Here is a 19,504-nt window from a genome sequence, read left to right on the forward strand (position 1 = left end):
TCTCAGGTTTCGTTCCAGTATTCAAACCCGTGCCGATATGCGGTCTTATCGCAGCACAGCACATACTTGGAAACGGCAGTCAGCTCCTGCGCACGGGGCGGGAGGATGTCCCGCACGATCTGCGGCAGATACTCTGTAAATTTTACTTCCATTACCAGTTTACCCGGTTCCAGCACCGGCAGGGCGGGAAGCGTGGGGTCGAAGATTTCCCAGCTGCCCACAGCAGCCCGAACGTCCATATCAAAGGTGACACGCACTGTGCCGGCGTCCATGATCCACGGTTCCCGGTCGTAATCCACGATGACCCGGGGACGGAGCACATTGCATACACACTCGGTGTAGAACTCCTGACACAAACGGTGGGGACTGTGCAGCAAAAAGGCATAATCTCCTGCTAAGATCTGCTCAAATTCCGTCCGGGTAAGGGGTGCGGCTTCTTTATAGATGTAACTGCCGAATTTTTTCTTTCGTTCCAGCTTGATGCTGCGGTCGCTGCAATTATAAATGCGGATGCGGTACTTTTTGCGCAGCAGCACACCGGCATCTTTTTCCTCGTAAGCAGTATTCCAATAATCATCAAAATAAAGGCTGCGGATGAAGTACCCGCCCTGCTGCGCGTGAGGGTCCAGATGAAGTACCGGAGCCAACCTCACAGTCAGCTCTGCCTTGTCCGCGTAGGAGATCAGATATTTCAGCTCGTGGCGGTAGGCTTCCGTATGGTTGCGGGGCTGCGGGGCCAGCAGTTCTTTTCCCCACTCCAGGCACTGCTGCCAGAGCGCGGACTCATTCTTCATAGATATCCTCCACCACGGTGCCGTCCGGCTGGATGTAAAAACATTTGACGCCGTACACCTTGCCGGTATCGATGACGTAGTAATCAAAGGCATCCTGCGTATAGCCGGAAGCGTTGGTAGCCCGCACCCGGATAAAATACTGACCCGCACCGGGAGACTCCGCCTGCGCCACGGGCAGCACAACGTGTTCCTGCCGGTAGAGCACCTGCCGGAACTGGTAATCCCGGGCAAGTTCCACCGTATAGGTGATACCCTCGGCATCAAAATCATAGGAGGGGTCCCAGTTCAGCTGGAGCACGCCGTTCTGAAGAGAGGGCGTACCAATGTAGAACGGCATGGGGTAATAGTAGCCCTCCGGGTACTGCTGATAATTTTCCTCAATTTCCTCCGGCAGTGCCTGCGCCACCGTATTATACTGCGTTCTTGTAAGGGGCAGATGCTCCATGTCCGGCATTTGCCAGATGTACTGCTCGGTGATGGTGCGGTAATGCGCCGTCATCTCCTCGATCCGGTCGGCATTCAAATATTCATGCAGTTCCTGTACTGCGGTATCCAATACCTCCCGATAGCTCGCGGTCTGAAGGCAGCGGCGGAACAGCACATTGCACCAGTAGTTGCTGATGCCCCTCTCCCAGCTTTCAGCATCTGTAAAGCGGACAAGTTCGCGTTCTTTACGGCAAAGCATATCATCATTATCCCAGTCCAGCAGATACCATGTGCTGGAGTTTTGCGGGCTGTAAAGATACATATTGCGGCTCTGGGTATCGGCATTGCCCGTCAATAGCTGAAACGCCATCCAGTAGGCAATATTCTCCGCATCAAAATATGTTTCCAGCAGCTTTTCCATCGGCTGAGATTCGTCGTTCAGCTTTTCCAGCATCTCGATGAGTTTGCTGTGGTCGCTGTTGCCCTTCGTTTCCAGATAAGAATCAAATTTTGCCTGATCGAACGTAGGGTCGGTGGTAAGCTTGATGGCATCTTCATAGCGGTAAAACTCAAAGAAATTCACCTTGTACAGCTGCCCTGTGGAATCCAGTCCATGGGCTTTCAGGGCTGTCTTGTTCAGCTGTTCCACCTGCGTATACAAGCCATAATCTTCAAAAACACCACTGGAACTGTTGGTCAGATCTTTCACATAAAGATGGACAAACTGGGTGCGCAGCCCCATCATCTGGTCGATTCCCTTAATAAGGTCATAGGCCATTTTGTTGCGGAACCGCAGTCCTTCGCTCATGTGCTTGTTCAGCGCGATGGTGCGCTGACCGCGCCAGCTTCCTTTATTTTTCTTGAGTTTGATCTTATAGTTTTTTTGGTCATTCCGGCTGGAGGTCTGACCGCGGATCTGCACTGTGGCGTTGGGGGCTTCCACCGCATAACCCAGTTCCCCGGGCAGAGGGCCATTTTCATCGCCCACCTGCAAAAGGGCATTGACCTGATAGCGGGGCACCCCCATGGCCTCATAATCGTAGACCGAATAATGGTTGATCTCTGCCCAGCTGTGGTTGGTGTTCTCGCTGTCATTGCCCCGGCTCACGGTCAGGTACATCGTCACCACGCCGCTGTCATCATAGACCGTGTAAAGTTCCGGGTTATCCCGCAGGTGAACACTGTTGATATCTTCCAGCGGAGCCTTTTCCACCTTGTCCGCCGCTTTATTCCCAGACGCCGCCTGTGAACCGGCAGCGCTCTCTGTACTCCCGGCCGGCAGCACAGCACAGCCCGCACACAGCCCGGCCAGCGCCACACCCAGCCCCAGTACCCTGCGGCGTGGGATGAGATCTCTATCCTTCATTTGCCCTCTCCTCTCGCTCTGTTCCTTTTTTATGTTCCAAGAACAGCCCCAGCCGGGTGAAGTGCCCGGCTTTTGTTTCTGCCACAATAGGCTGCTGCCCCAATACCCGATAGGGCAGGTTGGCTGTAAAGACATCCAGCCGGAACAGCGTGACCAGATAAAACAGTGCCGCCCCGATCAGAAAGCCGAACCCATAAAACACAGGGTCAAACGCCATGGAAAGCGCTGTAAGCCCGCTGGCTGAAACAGCAAATACCACGGCTGCTGCGACAGCCCCTCCGTAATCCGTAAAGTAAAGCAGGATCATCAGGACGGTGTTGCCCACGGCGTAAAGGCCGTACCCTACACACAGGGTGCGGAAGTAGCCGTGCATCAGGTCGTTGAACCCAAGAGGCAGCAGATCCAACAGGGCACCCTCCAGCGAGAGTACCGCCGCTGTGACGAACAGCTGTTTGAGCGCCGTGAACCGGAGTTCCCGGTTCAGCACAGCCAGCATCTCCTCCTCTGCCGTGACGATATCCCCCACAACGCCTCCATCGTTGAACAGGCTGTAGTAGTTCCGGTATTTGGGGTAAAAATTGACCTCCACCGACACCACAAAATTCACGCTTGTGACGAGAATGGTCAAAAACGCAATAAGGGCAGGCACATCATAATACGGAGCCCCATAAAACAGGCCTTTGACCTGTACCCCCGACGGGCCTGCCCAGCAGATGACAAGGTGGGCAAACAGCCCGATGTTGGTGCACAGCCCCGTAAAGGCCAGCGGTAAAAACGCATCCACCCAGCGCAGGAACGTCCACGGGCTCTCATCGCTCTGCGGGAAGTAGCGGCAGAGCAGCACTACATCCCAGACCATCATCAGGCCGTAGCCCATGGTCACAGCAAAGAGCATTCCTTCCAGCACCGGACAGCCCAGCAGCACCACCAGTACGAACCCCAGCCCAAACGCCAGCACAATAGCTGCCAGAAACGAACAGAGGATGCCCCGGTAATCCTTGATGGCGGTCAGGTAGCTCATGGCGTTCCAGTTCACGATCATCTCTGCAAAAAGCCACAGGCAGAGCAGCCCCTGCAAAAGAGTTGCTCCTGAAACAAGCAGAAACAGCCCATACAGCGTGCAGCCCAGTACAAGCATCAGGCTGCTGGAACCCCAGAACGATGGCAGGATGGTCTGCTCCTGTTCCTCATACAGCATATCTGCCAGATACCGTGTTACCGGCATGGAAAAGAAGCTGGTGACCGTAAGGGAAAACAGCAGCGTATAGGTGATCATACAGACCAGCAGATCCTGTTGCTCCCGCTGGGCATTCACCCAGCCGCAGAGCAGCAGAATACCAAACTGAAGCACAACGCCCAGCAGCATGGGGCCGGTGCAGATGATACCCGCATAGCCGTAGGCCCGCAAGGAGGCAAACAGCCCTTTGCGGCGGAACAGCTTTTTCAATTCAAATCCAATTCCTGCCATGGTTACTCCAAGTGATATTCCTTAGCGGTTTCATCGTACATTTTGCGGTAGTTGGCCAGCATCTGCTCGTGGTGAAAGTACGCATCCACCCGTCTTTGGCCAATGCGCCCCATCTCTTCGCGCCGGGCACGGCTGGCGCACATTTTTTCCATTGCATCAGCCAATCCCTGACGGTACATAGGGGGCACGCAGTAGCCTGCAATGCCGAACGTATCCCCCGGGGCACCTTCCAGCAGTTCCCGGCAGCACCCCACCTCCGTAGTCACACAGGGACGGCGGGCTGCCATGGATTCCAGCACAGAGAGCGGCTGTCCCTCCGAAATGCTGGTAAGGATAGTGAAGTCCAGCTTTTGCATATACTGCACCACATCCACACGGCCTGTGAAGATCAGATTTTTGAGCTGTAATTCCTCCACCAGTGCATAGCATTCTTTAGCATAATCCTCATCATCCACGCCGCCCATGATGTGGAGCCGCACATTGGGCACCCGGGAGGCCAGCTCAAAGAACGCATAGATCATGGTCTTGACGTCCTTGATAGGTGCCAGACGCACCACTGCGCCGATATCCACCCAGCCATCCTCCTGTTTGAGCGGGATATTGCAGAACCGCTCGTACTGGACGCCGTTTGGGATCACGATGCACTTTTCAGCATTGCACCCCATTTCGATCTGCGTCCGGCGGGCATTATAGAACAAACTGCTGACCCGGAACGCCCGCCGGTAGATCTCCTCAGAAAGCACATAGAAGAACCGGATCCATCGGCTCTTGAACGAGGGCACCACCCACTCTGCGCGGATGATCTCCTCCTCACGTTCACGGGTATAGATGCCGTGTTCCGTAAGGAGCACCGGTGCATGGTTCAGACTGCCGCCCAGACAGGCCAGCAGACCGCCGTAGCCGGTGGAGATCGCATGGTAGACATCCGCTTTCGGCACCCGGCCCGTAAGCAGGTAGAGCACCGGCAGCAGCATCGAGCGCATGGTATGGAACGCATCCGCATAGGCCACATAGGGATACTCCTGCAGGCAGATATCGGTGAACAGCTCCATAAAATCCCGGCTCTGCAAAAAAGAGAGCGGGTGGACGCCTTTTTCCTGAAACAGACGGTACAGCACATCCCAATCCGGGCTGCCCAGCCGTACCAGTTCCCGCAGGGCGGTACGCTCGTCTGCGGTAAACAGGACCGGCTGCCGCTCCCCGTGGAGACGGAGGGCATCATCCAGAAAAACCTCCTCCACTTCTTTTACGTTGGGCGGCAGCTCATACACAAACTTTCCCCGGTCCTGTGCTTTGGCACCGATGACCCAGAGGGAGAATTCCTGCCAAGGCATGGCCTGAATATAAGCGTGCATCCATGTGGATACGCCGCCGTGAACATAGGGATAAGATCCCTCCAGCACCAGACAGATGCGCATGGTCACGCCCCCTTCTTTTCAATGCGGACGGTGTCAGCATTGGCTTTGAGCAGATAAAGATTCCCGGTCAGACGGGTCAGTTCACCGCCCGTCACCTTGCCGGGTGTTCCCTCATTGGCACGAAAGAACAGCCATGCTTCATCCACAAAATTGCCAAGGTGCAGCGTCCACGCGGTATCGGTGCTGTCCAGCGTGACCGTCAGCTGTGCATACCGCTGAATGGCAGCAGAGCACTCGGTGCCGGTCTGCCTGCGCAGATCCGGTGCGGTGGCACTGAGCCATTTGAGGTAATCTTCCAGGCCGCCCTTATAAGTTTCCCAGCCTTCTGCAGCACCACGGTCCACATCCAGCAGATCGTCCGGGTGCATGAAGTGGGTGCTGACGTAGTGCATATTCAACTCGCTCATCGCAGCCAGCCGCATATAGGTATCTCCCACCATACCGCCGGATACGATGCGGGGCTGCTCCACGACACCGTCGCTGGCCACACCGAATTCCTGCACATAGGGCAGGGATGTGCCCTCCTCCGCAAAGTAGGTGCTGGCAATGGTGCGGATCTGGGTCACCTTGCTGCCCAGCACCTTCCGCCCGGCAGCGGAAAGGATGTTGGAGGGCGGCACATAGACGCTGCCCTCGGTGTTGGGCAGCAAGGTCTTTTGAAAACTGATAAGTTCGTTCATTGCTGCCGCAATGGCATCCTCACTGGGCCACTGACGGTAGCTGTAAAGATCCTTGTAATCCGTATCGGGCAGTACCAACGGCTGATGGTTGTAGCCGTGGAAGCCCACTTCCCCGCCCTGTTGCAGCAGCAGGCTGCCAAAGTATCGGAACTGCTGGGTGTCCAGCTGACGCTCCGGCGCACTCTGGGTATCGTCCTCGTAGTTTTCGATCATGACACCGGTAAAACGGATAGAGTATTGCTGTGCAAGCTTTACGAGATCCGGCCACCAGACTTTGGAATAAAAGTCCGCAATGCTCATCCTGTAATCCCTGCGGATATAAGTGCCATCGCCGCCGGGCACCGGAGACGGAAAATCATCCAGATAGAACACAGCGCCGTTGATCACCGGATAGGCCGCGGCATCGCACAGAAGGCTGTAGGAAGCCGCATAAATGCCCCGCAGCACCTTATCGTAAATGCCGATGTTGTCCACCACCACCCTGCCGGCACCGGACTTTGTGCCCCATACCAGCGGAACGCCTTCGTCCCCTGTGCTGGCATAGACGGTGGCTTCCTCCCGGAGACTGACACTGAGAGAGGATTCAAATGGGTCACTGAACTCATACCGCTGCCCGCCGCCCAGCATAAACTCCTCTGTGGGAACAATGCTTTCTGCAGTCTTATACTCCCAGGAAGAGGACAGGACACCGAGTTCGGGTGAGATCACGTCAAAATATGTTGTTTTCTGGGGTGCCATGGCAAACAAAACGCTGCCGCCGTCCCGCACCCAGTTCATCAGGTCGATCAGGCGTTTGCCCAACGGGTCCAGCTCACTCATGAGGACCACAACGGTTTTATACCGGTCAAATTCCGGGATCTCTGCAAGAGATGTTGTGTGCACATCCACAGCCTGCGTGCTCACTTTCATATCCAGCAGGATCTGATCGAACTGCTTTTTTGCAAGGTCTGTGCCTTCCTGCCCGGAATCGTAGAGCAGCAGGCAGGTGGCAGGCTGGCCGAACATGGCGATCTGTGCAGGCTTGACCTCTGTCCGGGGAAGATAATTGATCTTAAATTTTGTTGCCTCGTATTGAACACCGCTGCGCTCCGCAAACAGGATAGCGGCCATCGCCACGAACACAGCCCAGATGATCAGCAGCTTTTGCCAGCGGAATGCCCGCAGCCAGGAAAAGATCTCCTTTATCATTGCTGTTTCCCCTGCCAGAACCGCACGATCTCGCGGCCCTTTGCGCTGAGGTAGACCTCCTTTTCCTCGATTTGGCACAGTGTTTTTTGGATAGCCGCCCCATCGCGCAGCGCTGCTGCCAGCTGCAGGCGGAGCACCCACGGCGTCTCGCGCTGAGGCCAGCGCGCTGTAAGATCCTCCAGCGTTTTCTCTGCGCGGTCATACTCCGCAAGACCGAGCTGAACATCTGCCAGCCTGCACTCCAGCGTACAGCTGCGGCGTCCGCCAAGGCTTTCCATCCGCTTTTTCAACAGCTGCTCCAGCTGGTGGCGTTGGATCTCTGCGGCTCTGCCCTGTACAAAGCCGTCTTTTAGGTAGCCTTCCAGATAATCGCAGTATTCTTCCAGCACAGCAGCATCGTCCGGGGCAGCGGCATAGCGCTGCTCCAGCTTTTGCAATTTCAGGTCTGCCTCTTTGGTGATCTGTGACAATGCCGTGGAAGCGTAATGCACCACTTCGCTGTCGTTGTCCATACGGGCCTGCTGAAGCAGGTCGTAATAACCTGCGGGATCATCCGTCAGCACCGAGAGGATAAGCTTCCGCTTTTGCGCAGGGCTGTTGACCAGCAACGCTTCCTCCAGCGGAACGACCGTATCCTCGCCTTCGTTTTCCATCACAAGGATGTTTTTGTGTATTTCTTCATTGATGCGCAGTTTTTCCAATGTCTGTTCCCGCAGGCACCCGCCTGTAAGGCGATTGGAAGTGTGGAGCAGCAGCACGCACAGGGGCCCCCACAGCGGCACAAGAAGCATCACCGGGATAAAATATCCCTCCACCTCCAGTGCCCGGGTCCGGGCCAGCAGCCAAAGGCCCCCGCATACGGCCAGATGCACCGCCAGCAGTACAAGCCCAAGCCAGAACCCGTTACGCATGCGGTACCTCCTGTTTTGCAGTGTCGATCAGCCGCAGCTGCTCATCCAGCGGCACCGCAGTGACACAAAGGCCTTTTTCCCCCAAGCGCCGGGTCAGCAGCGGCAGATCTTCTTCATCGGCCTGATTCATCAGCAAGTAAACGGTATTGTCTGTTCCAACGCCTGCTGCATCGGTACTGCGGATGGAGCGCTCCACCCGCTCATTGAGTTCGGCCCGGTCTTTAAATTCCCCCGTCACCCGCAGCAGCAGATGATGCGCCATTTTATCTTCCTGCAGGGTGCAGGCTGTAGCCAGCTGCTCCGCAAACACCGCCGGGCGCAGCAGGCAGGTGCCGGGCAGATACCAGTTTTCCCGCACAGCACTTTCGTACGCAAAGGCACGCACCAGTGCTGTTTCCACCAGTCCGCAGAGGATGCGGAACAGGTTCTGGTAATACAGGGTCATCTGCTCCTCACCGGCAGTATACAGCCCGATCAGTACCACAAGGCTGCCGTTCTGCCGCACACCCGCAGCATACATCGGACGCCCGGGGAGGAAGCCGCGATTCACCCACAGCCCTTCCTGTTCGATGGCGCGGAGCACATCCAACCACTGCTCCACCTCCAGCGAGTGCGCCGGCTCCGGCGTCATTCCGGCACTGGCAGCGGTAAGGCGGGCAAACCCATGGTTCTTTTCCATCCGGTAGATGGTGAGACTGTGGTTTTCCAGCACGTCCTCCATCACCTGCACCGTCTTGCGGTAGATCTCCTGCGGCTGCAGCATATCCAGCTGCTGGGTCACAGCATAGATCTTGCCAAAGCTGTCCCGGCGTCCCAGAATCTGGCGGCGGAACATCTGTTTATCCTCCAACGTATCCTGATACAGTTTCCGGGTAAATTCTAGCCGCTTATACAGCAGATTATTTTCTTCCTGCACGAAACGGGCGGTCTCTGTATTACGCAGCTGCACATAGCCGCAGGACGCTCCCACCACAAAATATACAATGAACGCTAACCAGTTGGCAGGCTCATAAAACAACAGCATCAGGGTGGTACCCTGCCGCAGATAGCCCGCTGCCAGAGAAACAGACGCCAGCACAGCGGACAACACACCTGCATTGAGACCGTAGACCGTGCCGACCAGCACAACGAACATAAGCCGGAAATCGATCATCTGGAACTGTGCGTCCGTGCCTGTAATACGCACCAGCAGTTCCGTGACGAACCACGCGGCAGCGATCTCTATCAGCTGCAGCAGGCGCGGGCTCTGGCGGATCTTATCCACCGTTTTGCGTATAAAACTTTTTTTCTCCGCCTGCCGGGCGCACCACATATTATAGATCGTTGGCAGATCGTCCAGAAGGCTGTACCGCTGGAACCAGCCGTACCTGCGGCGGACAGTATTATCCGCTGCGGGATAGGTCTGGATGGTATCGGTGCCGTACAGCACCTTCAGTCCGGGCTGCAGCTTTTGCAGCGCCTCGCCCAGCTGACCCTGTGTGCTCCCAAAAACATCCGGCAGTGTAAAGCGCTCCGGTTCCGGCGTCCATGTATCGAATACCCGGGCAACGAGATCTGCCAACTCTTCTGCGCAGAGCGCCAGCAGCGGCTGCGCGGCCTGCTCATCCATTTGAACAGTCCCTGCAGATATCTGCTCGAACAACCGTGCAAACTGCTCCGCACCGCTGGCCGAGACGGCATACAGATAGGGCAGGCGGAACACCTTGACCTGAAGTTTGCTGGTCTTGGCGTAATGGAAGCAAAGTTCCTCCGCTGCATTGGCCAGCAACGTTTTGCCGGAGGACGGCGTCAATGCAGCCTCCGGCCCCGAGAGGTACAACAGCTCCACCTCCCGCTCACGGCAGGATTGCAGTACCCGGCGCAGGCGGTCCAGTTCACCTTCCTGTTCACCGTGTGGCAGCAGATATTCAGAAAAATAGACAACCCGATCAAACTGGTAGGTTTCCGAAAGCTGATCCAGCAGCTGCTTGCTTTCCAGCATCACTGTCTTGATCCGGGTGTCCAGCAGCGCTTCCCCTTTTGCGTGGGTAGTCAACACATGATCATCCGGGAATGCCGTCTCGATCCACTCCTGCGTCAGGAATGCTGTAAAACCTGTGAGTAAAATCTCCATTGCATTTACCGTTGCTGCCCGTCCGTCCTTTTTCCAGTATCCGGCGGGTGCATACTTTTTCTTTAAGGGAAACAGTCTTTTATAATAGTGATAATATCACTCTTTGCATAAAATAACAATAGTGGGTTATTACACTTCCGCACTGCGCCCGCAGGTCGGTCATGGTCGCACCGTTTTTGCAGAAAATACTTTACTACAATCAAGCGCTTCACCTTGCCGTCTCCAGCGGCTTCAGCGCGCTTTTGCGGTATTGCAAAGGGCTTTGCCCGGTGGCTTTTGCAAACCGGGTGGAAAAATTGCTGGCGTCCCCAAAGCCAACTTCCTGTGCGATCTCGTTGACGCTGTGGTCGGTAAGGACCAGTAATTCCTTCTCGCCGCTGGGGGTGTGCAGCAGCTTGCCCGCAAAGGCTTCCTGCTCCCGGAGGGGCACGGTGTTCATGCCGTTGATGGGCAGGGTATTCGGCTGGGTCTTTACGCCGTGCCAGCCGGAAAGTTTCCCTTCCAACCGGGCATCGTACACTTCGCCCTGCTGCTGCCTCTGCCAAGATGTTTAGGCATTCTCGGAGATTTTGAAAGAGATTTCGTTATTGGAGCCTCCCCTGCGGCATAAAAGATGCAAAACGATTTCTGCATCGAAAAAATTCACCCCTGCAAACTTATCGGTTTCTGCTTGACAACGCCCTGCGGGAGTGCTATTTCAATCCCACGGATTTGTTTTGTCTAACCATTTGAAGGGTTTTACCCTGCATTTTTTTGCGTCAGTTGTTAGGCAGTGCTAACCATCTGATTTAGCAAAATACAGCACAAAACGGCAAGGTCGCTTGGCAGCAGGCGGCCTTGCCGTTTTATAGTATCCCCCACCGGCTTAACGGCATTGGTTTGAGTGGTCACACACCAAAATCAAATCCAGGAGGGGCATTTTCCCTCACGCCGTGATCAGCGCCATGAGGTAGAATTCTGTGGGAGCTTTATCCTCTGTGGGCAGAATGGTGATCTCCACGGTATGGGTCTTCTGCTCTCCATGGTGGAGGACGGGCTGTAAATACAGGCAATCGCCCCAATCCTCATCGAAGTTGCCGTCCAATAGAACAGGGTGGGCGGTGTCGCCGTCCAGCACCAGCTGTGCCCGCAGCGCCGGGCGGCGGATGGTCTTGCGGTACTGCACTGCAATGCAGGAGGCGTCCACCTCAAAGGTGATTTTGTCGCCGGGCTTCTGGCCTACCCAGCCGTTTTTCCAGTGGTCCAGATGCCCCAGCTTTTCCTCCGGGTCTGCCCGGAAACCTTCCAGCTTGGGGGAGAGCTCCCGGATGGTCAGCCGCCGGGCGTTCTCGTAGGCGTTGGCGGTGAGCGGTGCCGGGAAGGCAGGCTCCTGCTCCGGTTCTTCCCGGTGGGCGTTGACTGCCTCCAGCAGCTTGATGATCTCCCCTGCCACCAGACCGTGGCCGTAATCGTTGGGGTGCAGCCCATCGGGGCTGAGCAGAGTGCGGCTGGCATACTTACCGGCACGCAGATCCTTGTAAATGCTGTCCCGGATGCTGACGTGGGGCACACCGTAGTGGTCGCCCACGGCGTTGTGCTCGTCCTGTGCCGTCTCGCCGGTATCGTAATAAATGTTGTTCAGCAGCACCACCGCCGGGTGAGAGGGCCATGCCAGCAGCTTGCGGACAACACCCTCGTAAGTCTCCTGCCGGAAGGGGACGTCCAGATCGTTGACGCTGAAATCCACTACCACAAAATCCGGCTGGTACATCAGCACATCGGTCACGGCACGGGCAACGCCATAGTGGGAGCTGGTGCCGCCGATGCCGCCGTTGACGTAGTGGAACTTCGACTGCGGAAAGGTATCCACGAACCACTGGTACACCCGGAAAGCGTAGGCATTACCGGGCTGGGTGGAAAGGCTGCCCTGGGTGATGGAACCTCCCAGAAAGCCGATGGTCAGTTCCTGCCCTGCCGCGGCACGGCGGAACAGTTCTTTCAAGCGAGCAAAATTGGACGTATTCATTCTAAAACTCCTCCCTGATATGCACTATGGATAATTTTTGCCGCCGGACGGCCGGACACGGCGTAGGCACTGACTGCTCTGGTATCGGCAGGCCAGTCCCACACGCCAAAGCCCATGACCCACGGACGCTTGGCGCAGGCGGAAAACATTGCCTCATACCAATCTGCCTGCTCCAGATCATTCCGTGTTCCCTTCAGCTCCCAGTTGTTGGGCACGGCAGAAGAACCGGTGATGTTCATGCAGCCTGCCTCGCTGAAGAGGACGGGCTTTTTGTATTTTTGGCTCACCGCCTCGATACGGTCCAGCTGGTTTTCCCAGTCCTTCAGGGGGTAGTAGCCACTGGAGGCGATGCAGTCCACCGCATCCCACCAGTTCACATGGTCCTCGCCGTATTTATCGCAGTTATAGCTCACCGGGCCGTGGTACTGCTGCCGCACAGCGGCAATGAGGGCGCGCCACTCTGCTTCCCGGTGCTCGGTCATGGTCATTTCGCAGCCGGTCAGGAACAGCCCGCAGCCCTCGGCCTGCGCCAGTGCGGCGTAGTGGGTCTGGAATGCTGTGTAGCTGGCAAACCATCCGCTCCACTGGGTCTCGCAGGGTACATCGTGGTCAAAAAAGCTGATGCGCGCCCGCCACACACCGTTGGCACAGTTGACGGTAGGCTTCAGCGCCACCTGCAAGCCCAACTGCTTGGCAAAGCGGATGGCACCGCACAGCTCCTCATCTGTGGGGGTGGCATCGGTGTTCCAGTTGATCTCCTCACTGTAAGGGCCAGACTGTATTCCAGAGGGCGACAGGATGACCCAGTTGGCTGCGGTGGCTTCCACCATGGCTGCCATGCTGCGGTGGGCAGTCTCGCTGCTCAGGTTGCCCCGGTGGGGAAAGGGTGCAAAATTCACCCCGTAAAAGTTGTGTTCCAGCTCCATGAAACCTTCCTCTTTTTTCTCAAAAATCAACGTCAGATTGCACAACAAGTATAAGACAGTTTTGGAAGTTCCGTCAATATGCCGCTTCATTTTCAGCGTATGGTACAAGGAGAGGGGCAAAGCACTGGTCAACCTGACCCGAAAAAAGCCCCTGCACCGGGAGGCGCAAAGGCTAAACTAAATTTTAGGTTTTTGTTAGCTTACAGATTTAGCTTGCGATTTTGGGTAGAATCTGCTATGCTTCAGGCAAAAACCAAGGGGAGGAACAGAAAATGGAGCAACTTACAACTGCGACGCTGACCCAGCTGCCGCAGGTGCGGGCACTGGGGCGGCACACCGGGCGTGACCCGCTGACCCTGTTCTGGACGGCCAGCGGCATGGAGCTGGAATTTACCGGCAGTGAGCTGTGGGTGGACTTTTTCGCCGATTATGAGGTGGTAGAGCCGTGGGTCAGCGTGGAGCTGAACGGCGCATGGGTGGCACGGTTTGCCGTGAACCCCGGCAAAAGCCGGGTGTGCCTGTTCCGGGGCATGACACCGGGCAAGGCAAAGCACCTCCGGCTGCTAAAGGATGTGCAGGCCATGCACGATGACCCGGCGCATCTGTTGCAGATCACCGGGCTGGAATATGCAGGCGGCGAATTTCTGCCCCTGCCGGAGCCGCAGTATCGGCTGGAGTTTGTGGGCGACAGCATCACCAGCGGCGAGGGTGCCATCGGAGCCAAGCCGGAGGAGGACTGGGTGGGAGCCTTTTTCTCTGCGGAGAACCACTACGGCCGCCTGACCGCCGATGCACTGGGAGCCGAATACCGCTGCATCTCGCAAAGTGGCTGGGGCATCGTGACCGGCTGGGACAACGATGTGCGCCATGTGATGCCGCCCTACTATACGCAGGTGTGCGGTGTAGCGATGGGGCAGCGCAATGCCGCCCTTGGCGCACAGCAGGATAATGATTTTGCTGCATGGAAACCGGATGCTGTCATCGTCAACTTGGGCACCAACGACACGGGCGCATTTGATAACCCGCCGTGGCAAGACCCTGCCACCGGCAAGCCCCACCAGCTGCGGCGGCTCTCCAATGGGGACTTCCACCCTGCGGACGCCCAAAAAGTGGCAAATGGTGTACAGCATTTTCTGACGCTGATCCGGGCGAAGAACCCCGGGGCAAAGCTGGTGTGGTGCATCGGGATGCTGGGCAGCGAGCTGCTGCCGGTATTGCGGCAGGGCATGGAGCAGTACAAGGCCATTACCGGAGACAGCTCTGTCTATCTGCTGGAGCTGCCCAACACCACGCCGGAAACCGTGGGTGCCCGGCAGCACCCCGGCGCAGAGAACCACCGGCAGGCGGCAAAAGTACTGACGGATTTTTTGAAGGATATCTTATAAAACGGAACGACCCCTGCCAGCCGGCAGGGGTCGTTCCGTTTTTCTCGGTTCATGTCGATTCTCTTCTTACAAAGCCGCCGGGCACGATGACGGTGGGTGCGATGGCGGGCTTATGCGCCATCTTGCGGCGGAGCTGTGCCACCACGGTTTTTGCCATGCAATCCAGATCCACCCGGTAGCTGGTCAGCTGCGGATTGCAGATGGTAGAAAAGCGATAATCATCGTAGCCGGTCACTGCCACATCCTGCGGCACCCGGTAGCCGTTGCGCTTGAGGGTCTCCACCAGATTGTAGGCCACCTCATCGCAGTTGCAGACAAAGGCATCCGGCATTTCATGGGGAAGTGTAAACGGAACGAATATTCCCAGGTCGTCCCGGTCTTCGAGCCGCCAGTCGTCCCGGATGGGAAGCCCGGCGCGCAGCAGAGCCTTTACATAACCGAGATAGCGGTCCATGATGGAGCTGGTGGACTGCACGCTGCCCACAAAGCCGATGTTCCGCCGCCCGGTGGAGATGAGGTGTTCCGTAAGCGTATAGCTGCCGCTGGTGTTGTCGCTGAGCACACAGTCGGCGGCAATGGCATCGTCGTAGAAATCCAGCAACATAAAAGGCACGCCGGTCTGCACGGCGGTGGCCAGATACCGGCGGCTGATCTCGCCCATGAAGATCAGGCCGTCCACCTTGTGGTTAACAAGGAAATTGGGCATGTTGCAGCTCTTTTCTGCCTGCGGGAGAACGATCTCCATCAGCACCGAGATGTCCTGCTCGGCAGCGCACTTGAGCACCGCCCGGTACAGATTGGAATAAAAGGCGTTCTCGTTGAAAAAGCGGTCCGCCACCAGAATGCCGATGGTCTCGCCGCCGGTCTGCGTCTGCGCGCGGACAGGCACCTGATACCCCATTTCCTTGGCGGCAGCAAGAATTTTTGCCCGCATCGCCTCGCTTACGCCGTCCTTGCCGGCAAGCCCTTTGGAAACGGATACTGTGCTGATGCCCAGCCGCTTGGCAATATCAGCCATGCGCACTGCTTTTGCCATAAGTTATCCCAGCTTTCTTTCTCGATTGGATCGTGAGGTAAAAAACGTTCCGTTTACTTTATGGTAAGCATAACAGTTTTCGGGCGTTTCGTCAACAAAAAAGCGGTTAAAAATCGAAAAAGACGCAGAAAGTCGGGTATTATTTAGGCTAATTCAATTACTGTTTATTAGCTTAATTTTTGTTTAAGCTTTAAAATGGCTGTTGTATCCCGGATTTATGGGGCAGTTTTCACAAGGAATATTGCCGAATTGCCGCCAAATCACCGAATCTTTTTAGTCATATTGACAGTGCATCGTGAAAAGGCTATACTTAAATCACAAAAAGCGAAAGAAAACAGTTAGCTAAATCAAGTTAACAAAAGCTTTCGCAACCCGGAAAAAGGTTCCACATTAAAGAAGGAGGACATCCCTATGCGTAAGATCAATCGTCGTAGTTTCCTGAAGGCTACTGGTATTCTGGCAGCAGCATCTGCTCTGGCTGCCTGCGGCGGCGGGTCCAGCTCCACCGCCGGTTCCACCGGCTCCACCGCTGGTTCTACCGCCGGTTCCGCTGCCGGTGCGGATGGTGCCAAGGCTTACAATGAGCTGACCGTTGGCACCGACAACACCGACTTGAAGGCTGACCTGAAGATCATCAGCCACCGTACCGACCTCATCGATGACGGCACCTTCGATGGCTACATTACCGCATTCCAGAAGCTGTATCCCAACATCACCATCAAGTACGAGGGCATCACCGACTATGCCAACGACATGACCACCCGTCTGACTTCCAAGGACTGGGGCGATCTGTGCATGATCCCCACCGCCATCCCCCTGACCGAGCTGGGCGACTACTTTGAGCCTCTGTGCGCACTGAGCGACATTGAGAACGAGTACAACTTCGCTTCCAACCGCGCTTATAACGGCAGCGTGTACGGCATCCCCTCCACCGGCAATGCACAGGGCATCGTCTACAACAAGAAGGTCTTTGAGGCTGCCGGCATCACCACCCTGCCCAAGACCCCGGACGAGTTCCTGGATGACCTGCAGAAGATCAAGGACTACGATCCTTCCATTGATCCCCTGTACACCAACTACGCCGCCGGCTGGACCATGACCGCATGGGATGCTTACACCAGCGGCGGCGCAACCGGCGACCCGAACTGGATGAACATTACCATGCCCCAGACCAAGGATCCGTTCCAGAAGGGCATTCTGGGTGCGGACGATATGGGTCCCTACGCTGTGTACTACATCCTGTACGAAGCAGTGAAGCGCGGTCTGACCGAGGCCGACCCCACCACCACCGACTGGGAGGGCTCCAAGCCCCGCATCAATAACGGCCAGATCGGTGCCATGGTTCTGGGCAGCTGGGCCATCGTGCAGATGCAGGCCGCCGGTGACCACGCCGACGACATTGGCTATATGCCGTTCCCCATCACCGTCAAGGGTACCCAGTACGCCAGCGCAGGTGCAGACTACTGCTACGGTGTGAACAAGAACACCACCGATGACAAAAAGCTGGCTGCCATGCTCTACATCAAGTGGCTGACCGAAAGCTCCAACTTTGCTTATGATCAGGGCGGTGTGCCGGTGCTGAAGAGCCAGGAATACCCCGATACCCTGAAGGCATTCGACGGCATCGACCTGATCGAGGATGCCCCCGCCCCCGCAGAGCTGGCAGACCTTGCCACCGAGGTGCAGCAGGAGGCTGAGCTGATGCTGAATGCCGACCAGACCCACGTCATGCGTGTGGTGGAGGCTGGTATCAACGGCGACGAGACTCTGGACGACATCGTGGCCGACTGGAACGCCGCATGGAACAAGGCCGTGGATGCCTACGCACCGCAGTAAGCGATCTATCGTTATAAATCAGCAGGGCGGGCCCGTGTCCGCCCTGTTTTTGGTGAAAGGAGGTCTTTTGTATGGCATCTTCCGCAACCGTATCCGCGCCTAAAAAGCGCAAGAGCTTCAGCGAATACTTCCACAGTATGCGCGGGCAGCAGCTCATCGTCACGCTGGTGTTCCTGTTCGTTCCGCTGGTGCTGCTGTTCATGTTCACCTATCTGCCCTTCTTCAAAATGGTGGAGTTCAGCTTCTTCAAAATGAAGTACATCGGCAGACGCACCTTTGTGGGTCTGCAGAACTACATCTCGGTCTTTACCCGCAAAGACTGCTTCCACGCTCTGAGCCTGAGCCTTTACTACATGGCAGGTTCGGTGGTGCAGATGGCGCTGGCGCTGCTGTTTGCCACCATCCTGAGCTTCAAGTGCAAGGGCAGCAAGTTCTTCCGGGGTGCACTGTACTTTCCCTGCCTCATCTGCGGCATCTCGGTGGGCTTCATCTTCAAGTTCTTCTTCACCCACGGCTTTGTGCTGGATACCCTGCTGAGCTGGGTGGGCTTCAACATGGATAAGCTGCCCTTCTGGCTCCGGGATGAGTCCATCAACAACGTCGTGCTGGTGGCCTGCTCCATCTGGAAATACATCGGCCAGAACATCGTCATGTTCATCGGCGCGATCGCTTCTGTGGACCCCGTTCTGTACGAGGCTGCTGAGATCGACGGTGCCAACGCATGGCACCGCTTCAAGGACATCATCCTGCCCTCCATCAGCACCATCGTGGTGCTGAACCTCATCATCTCGGTGTCCGGCGCACTGTCCGCCTTCGAGATGCCCTATGTTGTCACCGGCGGCGGCTTCAACACCTCCACCTACTTCGTGGTCATGGACAAGATCGCCCATACCGACCAGAAGGTGGGTCTTGCATCCGCCATGGCTGTGGTTCTGCTGCTGCTCATCGTGATCGTCACCTACGCCCAGAAGGCTGTGGAAAAATGGCTGGAAAACCGCAGCAGCGGCGTAACCAAGTGAAAGTGAGGCAGAACGTATGAACGCAACCAAAAACGAGATCGCTTCCATCAAGATGAAGCGCGTCCTCATCAACATCTGCAAGTATGTGCTGCTGATCTTTGCCGCTTTCGTGGCACTGGTGCCCATCGTATCCTGCGTATTCACCGCCTTTAAAACCGAGGAGGAGTACGCCAACACCAACGTCATCACCCTGCCCAAGAGCTTTTTGAACTTCGATAACTTCATCATCGCATGGAACAAGGCCAACATGGGCAAGGCGTTCCTCAACAGCTTTATTATCCTGATCTGCGTGCTGGTGGGCAGCATTATGATCAGCGCCATGCTGGCTTATGTGCTGAACCGGTTCAAGTTCCCCGGCAACAAGCTGATCCGCAACCTGTTCACCATTGCCACCCTGATCCCCGGCATCGCCTCTCAGGTCACGGTGTACCAGATCATGACCGCTCTGCATCTGGTGAACTCCATGCCCGGCTACATCATCCTGATGATGGGCACAGACGTTATCACCATCTATATCTTTTTGCAGTTCTTCGAGAACCTTTCCCCCACGCTGGATGAAAGCGCCATTCTGGATGGCTGCACCTACTTTGGTGTGTTCTTCAAGATCCTGCTGCCCCTGCTGAAGCCCGCCATCGTCACCAGCGCCATCCTGAAGGGTGTGTCCACCTACAACGAATACTACATGGCAAACCTGTATCTGCAGGATAAGACCAAGTATCAGGTGGTTGCTACCTCGCTGTATGTGTTCTCCGGCCCCATGGGCAACCAGTACAACTACATCTGCGCCGGTGTCATCATCACCATCATCCCCGCCCTTATCGTGTTCCTGCTGTGTCAGGATCAGATCTACAGCGGCATGGCTGCCGGTGCGGTCAAAGGCTAAAATTGCGACATCCACCTTTCTCCTTCATCTGCTGCTTCTCCCGGTTTCTG

15 protein-coding genes are annotated in these 19,504 nt (G+C 56.3%); 4 read left to right on the forward strand and 11 right to left on the reverse strand.

What is annotated here, in order from left to right; all coding sequences use genetic code 11:
* Positions 1-2: 2 nt before the first annotated feature.
* From MTP39_RS09855 to MTP39_RS09900, 10 genes are all read right to left on the reverse strand, one after another.
* Entirely contained in the window at positions 3-794 is a 792-nt protein-coding gene (locus MTP39_RS09855) for a polyphosphate polymerase domain-containing protein (protein ID WP_249240399.1), read from the reverse strand.
* Positions 784-2,586 (reverse strand): CotH kinase family protein, encoded by a 1,803-nt coding sequence (locus MTP39_RS09860; protein WP_249240400.1) that lies wholly within the window; start codon positions 2,584-2,586, stop codon positions 784-786. The genes MTP39_RS09855 and MTP39_RS09860 overlap by 11 nt, the downstream gene beginning before the upstream one ends.
* Positions 2,576-4,054, reverse strand: a complete 1,479-nt coding sequence (pelG, locus tag MTP39_RS09865) for an exopolysaccharide Pel transporter PelG (RefSeq protein ID WP_249240401.1) — start codon at positions 4,052-4,054, stop codon at positions 2,576-2,578. The genes MTP39_RS09860 and pelG overlap by 11 nt, the downstream gene beginning before the upstream one ends.
* Positions 4,055-4,056: 2 nt before the next feature.
* Positions 4,057-5,472: a GT4 family glycosyltransferase PelF gene (gene pelF / locus MTP39_RS09870; protein WP_249240402.1), complete on the reverse strand. Its 1,416-nt coding sequence runs from the start codon at positions 5,470-5,472 to the stop codon at positions 4,057-4,059.
* 2 nt (positions 5,473-5,474) lie between these two features.
* Positions 5,475-7,340 carry a DUF2194 domain-containing protein gene (locus MTP39_RS09875; RefSeq protein WP_249240403.1) on the reverse strand — a complete coding sequence of 622 codons (1,866 nt, stop codon included), beginning with the start codon at positions 7,338-7,340 and terminating at the stop codon, positions 5,475-5,477.
* Positions 7,337-8,251: a hypothetical protein gene (locus tag MTP39_RS09880; RefSeq protein WP_249240404.1), complete on the reverse strand. Its 915-nt coding sequence runs from the start codon at positions 8,249-8,251 to the stop codon at positions 7,337-7,339. The genes MTP39_RS09875 and MTP39_RS09880 overlap by 4 nt, the downstream gene beginning before the upstream one ends.
* Positions 8,244-10,364: a hypothetical protein gene (locus MTP39_RS09885; protein ID WP_249240405.1), complete on the reverse strand. Its 2,121-nt coding sequence runs from the start codon at positions 10,362-10,364 to the stop codon at positions 8,244-8,246. The genes MTP39_RS09880 and MTP39_RS09885 overlap by 8 nt, the downstream gene beginning before the upstream one ends.
* Before the next feature lie 208 nt (positions 10,365-10,572).
* Positions 10,573-10,884 carry a helix-turn-helix domain-containing protein gene (locus MTP39_RS09890; RefSeq protein WP_249240406.1) on the reverse strand — a complete coding sequence of 104 codons (312 nt, stop codon included), beginning with the start codon at positions 10,882-10,884 and terminating at the stop codon, positions 10,573-10,575.
* 405 nt (positions 10,885-11,289) lie between these two features.
* Positions 11,290-12,369: an SGNH/GDSL hydrolase family protein gene (locus MTP39_RS09895; protein WP_249240407.1), complete on the reverse strand. Its 1,080-nt coding sequence runs from the start codon at positions 12,367-12,369 to the stop codon at positions 11,290-11,292.
* Positions 12,366-13,295 carry a glycoside hydrolase family 113 gene (locus MTP39_RS09900; protein WP_249240408.1) on the reverse strand — a complete coding sequence of 310 codons (930 nt, stop codon included), beginning with the start codon at positions 13,293-13,295 and terminating at the stop codon, positions 12,366-12,368. The genes MTP39_RS09895 and MTP39_RS09900 overlap by 4 nt, the downstream gene beginning before the upstream one ends.
* A 272-nt stretch (positions 13,296-13,567) precedes the next feature.
* Between MTP39_RS09900 and MTP39_RS09905 the strand changes: the two genes are divergently transcribed.
* Positions 13,568-14,680 (forward strand): SGNH/GDSL hydrolase family protein, encoded by a 1,113-nt coding sequence (locus MTP39_RS09905; protein ID WP_249240409.1) that lies wholly within the window; start codon positions 13,568-13,570, stop codon positions 14,678-14,680.
* Between the two features lie 49 nt (positions 14,681-14,729).
* Here MTP39_RS09905 and MTP39_RS09910 read toward each other — a convergent pair whose 3' ends face one another.
* On the reverse strand, positions 14,730-15,716 hold the full coding sequence (locus MTP39_RS09910; protein ID WP_249240410.1) for a LacI family DNA-binding transcriptional regulator: 987 nt from the start codon (positions 15,714-15,716) through the stop codon (positions 14,730-14,732).
* Between the two features lie 411 nt (positions 15,717-16,127).
* Between MTP39_RS09910 and MTP39_RS09915 the strand changes: the two genes are divergently transcribed.
* The 3 genes from MTP39_RS09915 to MTP39_RS09925 all read left to right on the forward strand — a co-directional run bounded on the left by MTP39_RS09915 (position 16,128) and on the right by MTP39_RS09925 (position 19,454).
* Positions 16,128-17,552: an ABC transporter substrate-binding protein gene (locus MTP39_RS09915; RefSeq protein ID WP_249240411.1), complete on the forward strand. Its 1,425-nt coding sequence runs from the start codon at positions 16,128-16,130 to the stop codon at positions 17,550-17,552.
* 71 nt (positions 17,553-17,623) lie between these two features.
* On the forward strand, positions 17,624-18,571 hold the full coding sequence (locus tag MTP39_RS09920) for a carbohydrate ABC transporter permease (RefSeq protein WP_249240412.1): 948 nt from the start codon (positions 17,624-17,626) through the stop codon (positions 18,569-18,571).
* A gap of 16 nt (positions 18,572-18,587) precedes the next feature.
* Positions 18,588-19,454, forward strand: coding sequence for a carbohydrate ABC transporter permease (locus tag MTP39_RS09925; RefSeq protein WP_442899398.1), 867 nt, complete (start codon positions 18,588-18,590; stop codon positions 19,452-19,454).
* Positions 19,455-19,504: the final 50 nt, after the last annotated feature.

The sequence above is a fragment of the Faecalibacterium sp. I3-3-33 genome (genome assembly GCF_023347295.1).
Taxonomy (GTDB): Bacteria; Bacillota; Clostridia; order Oscillospirales; family Ruminococcaceae; genus Faecalibacterium.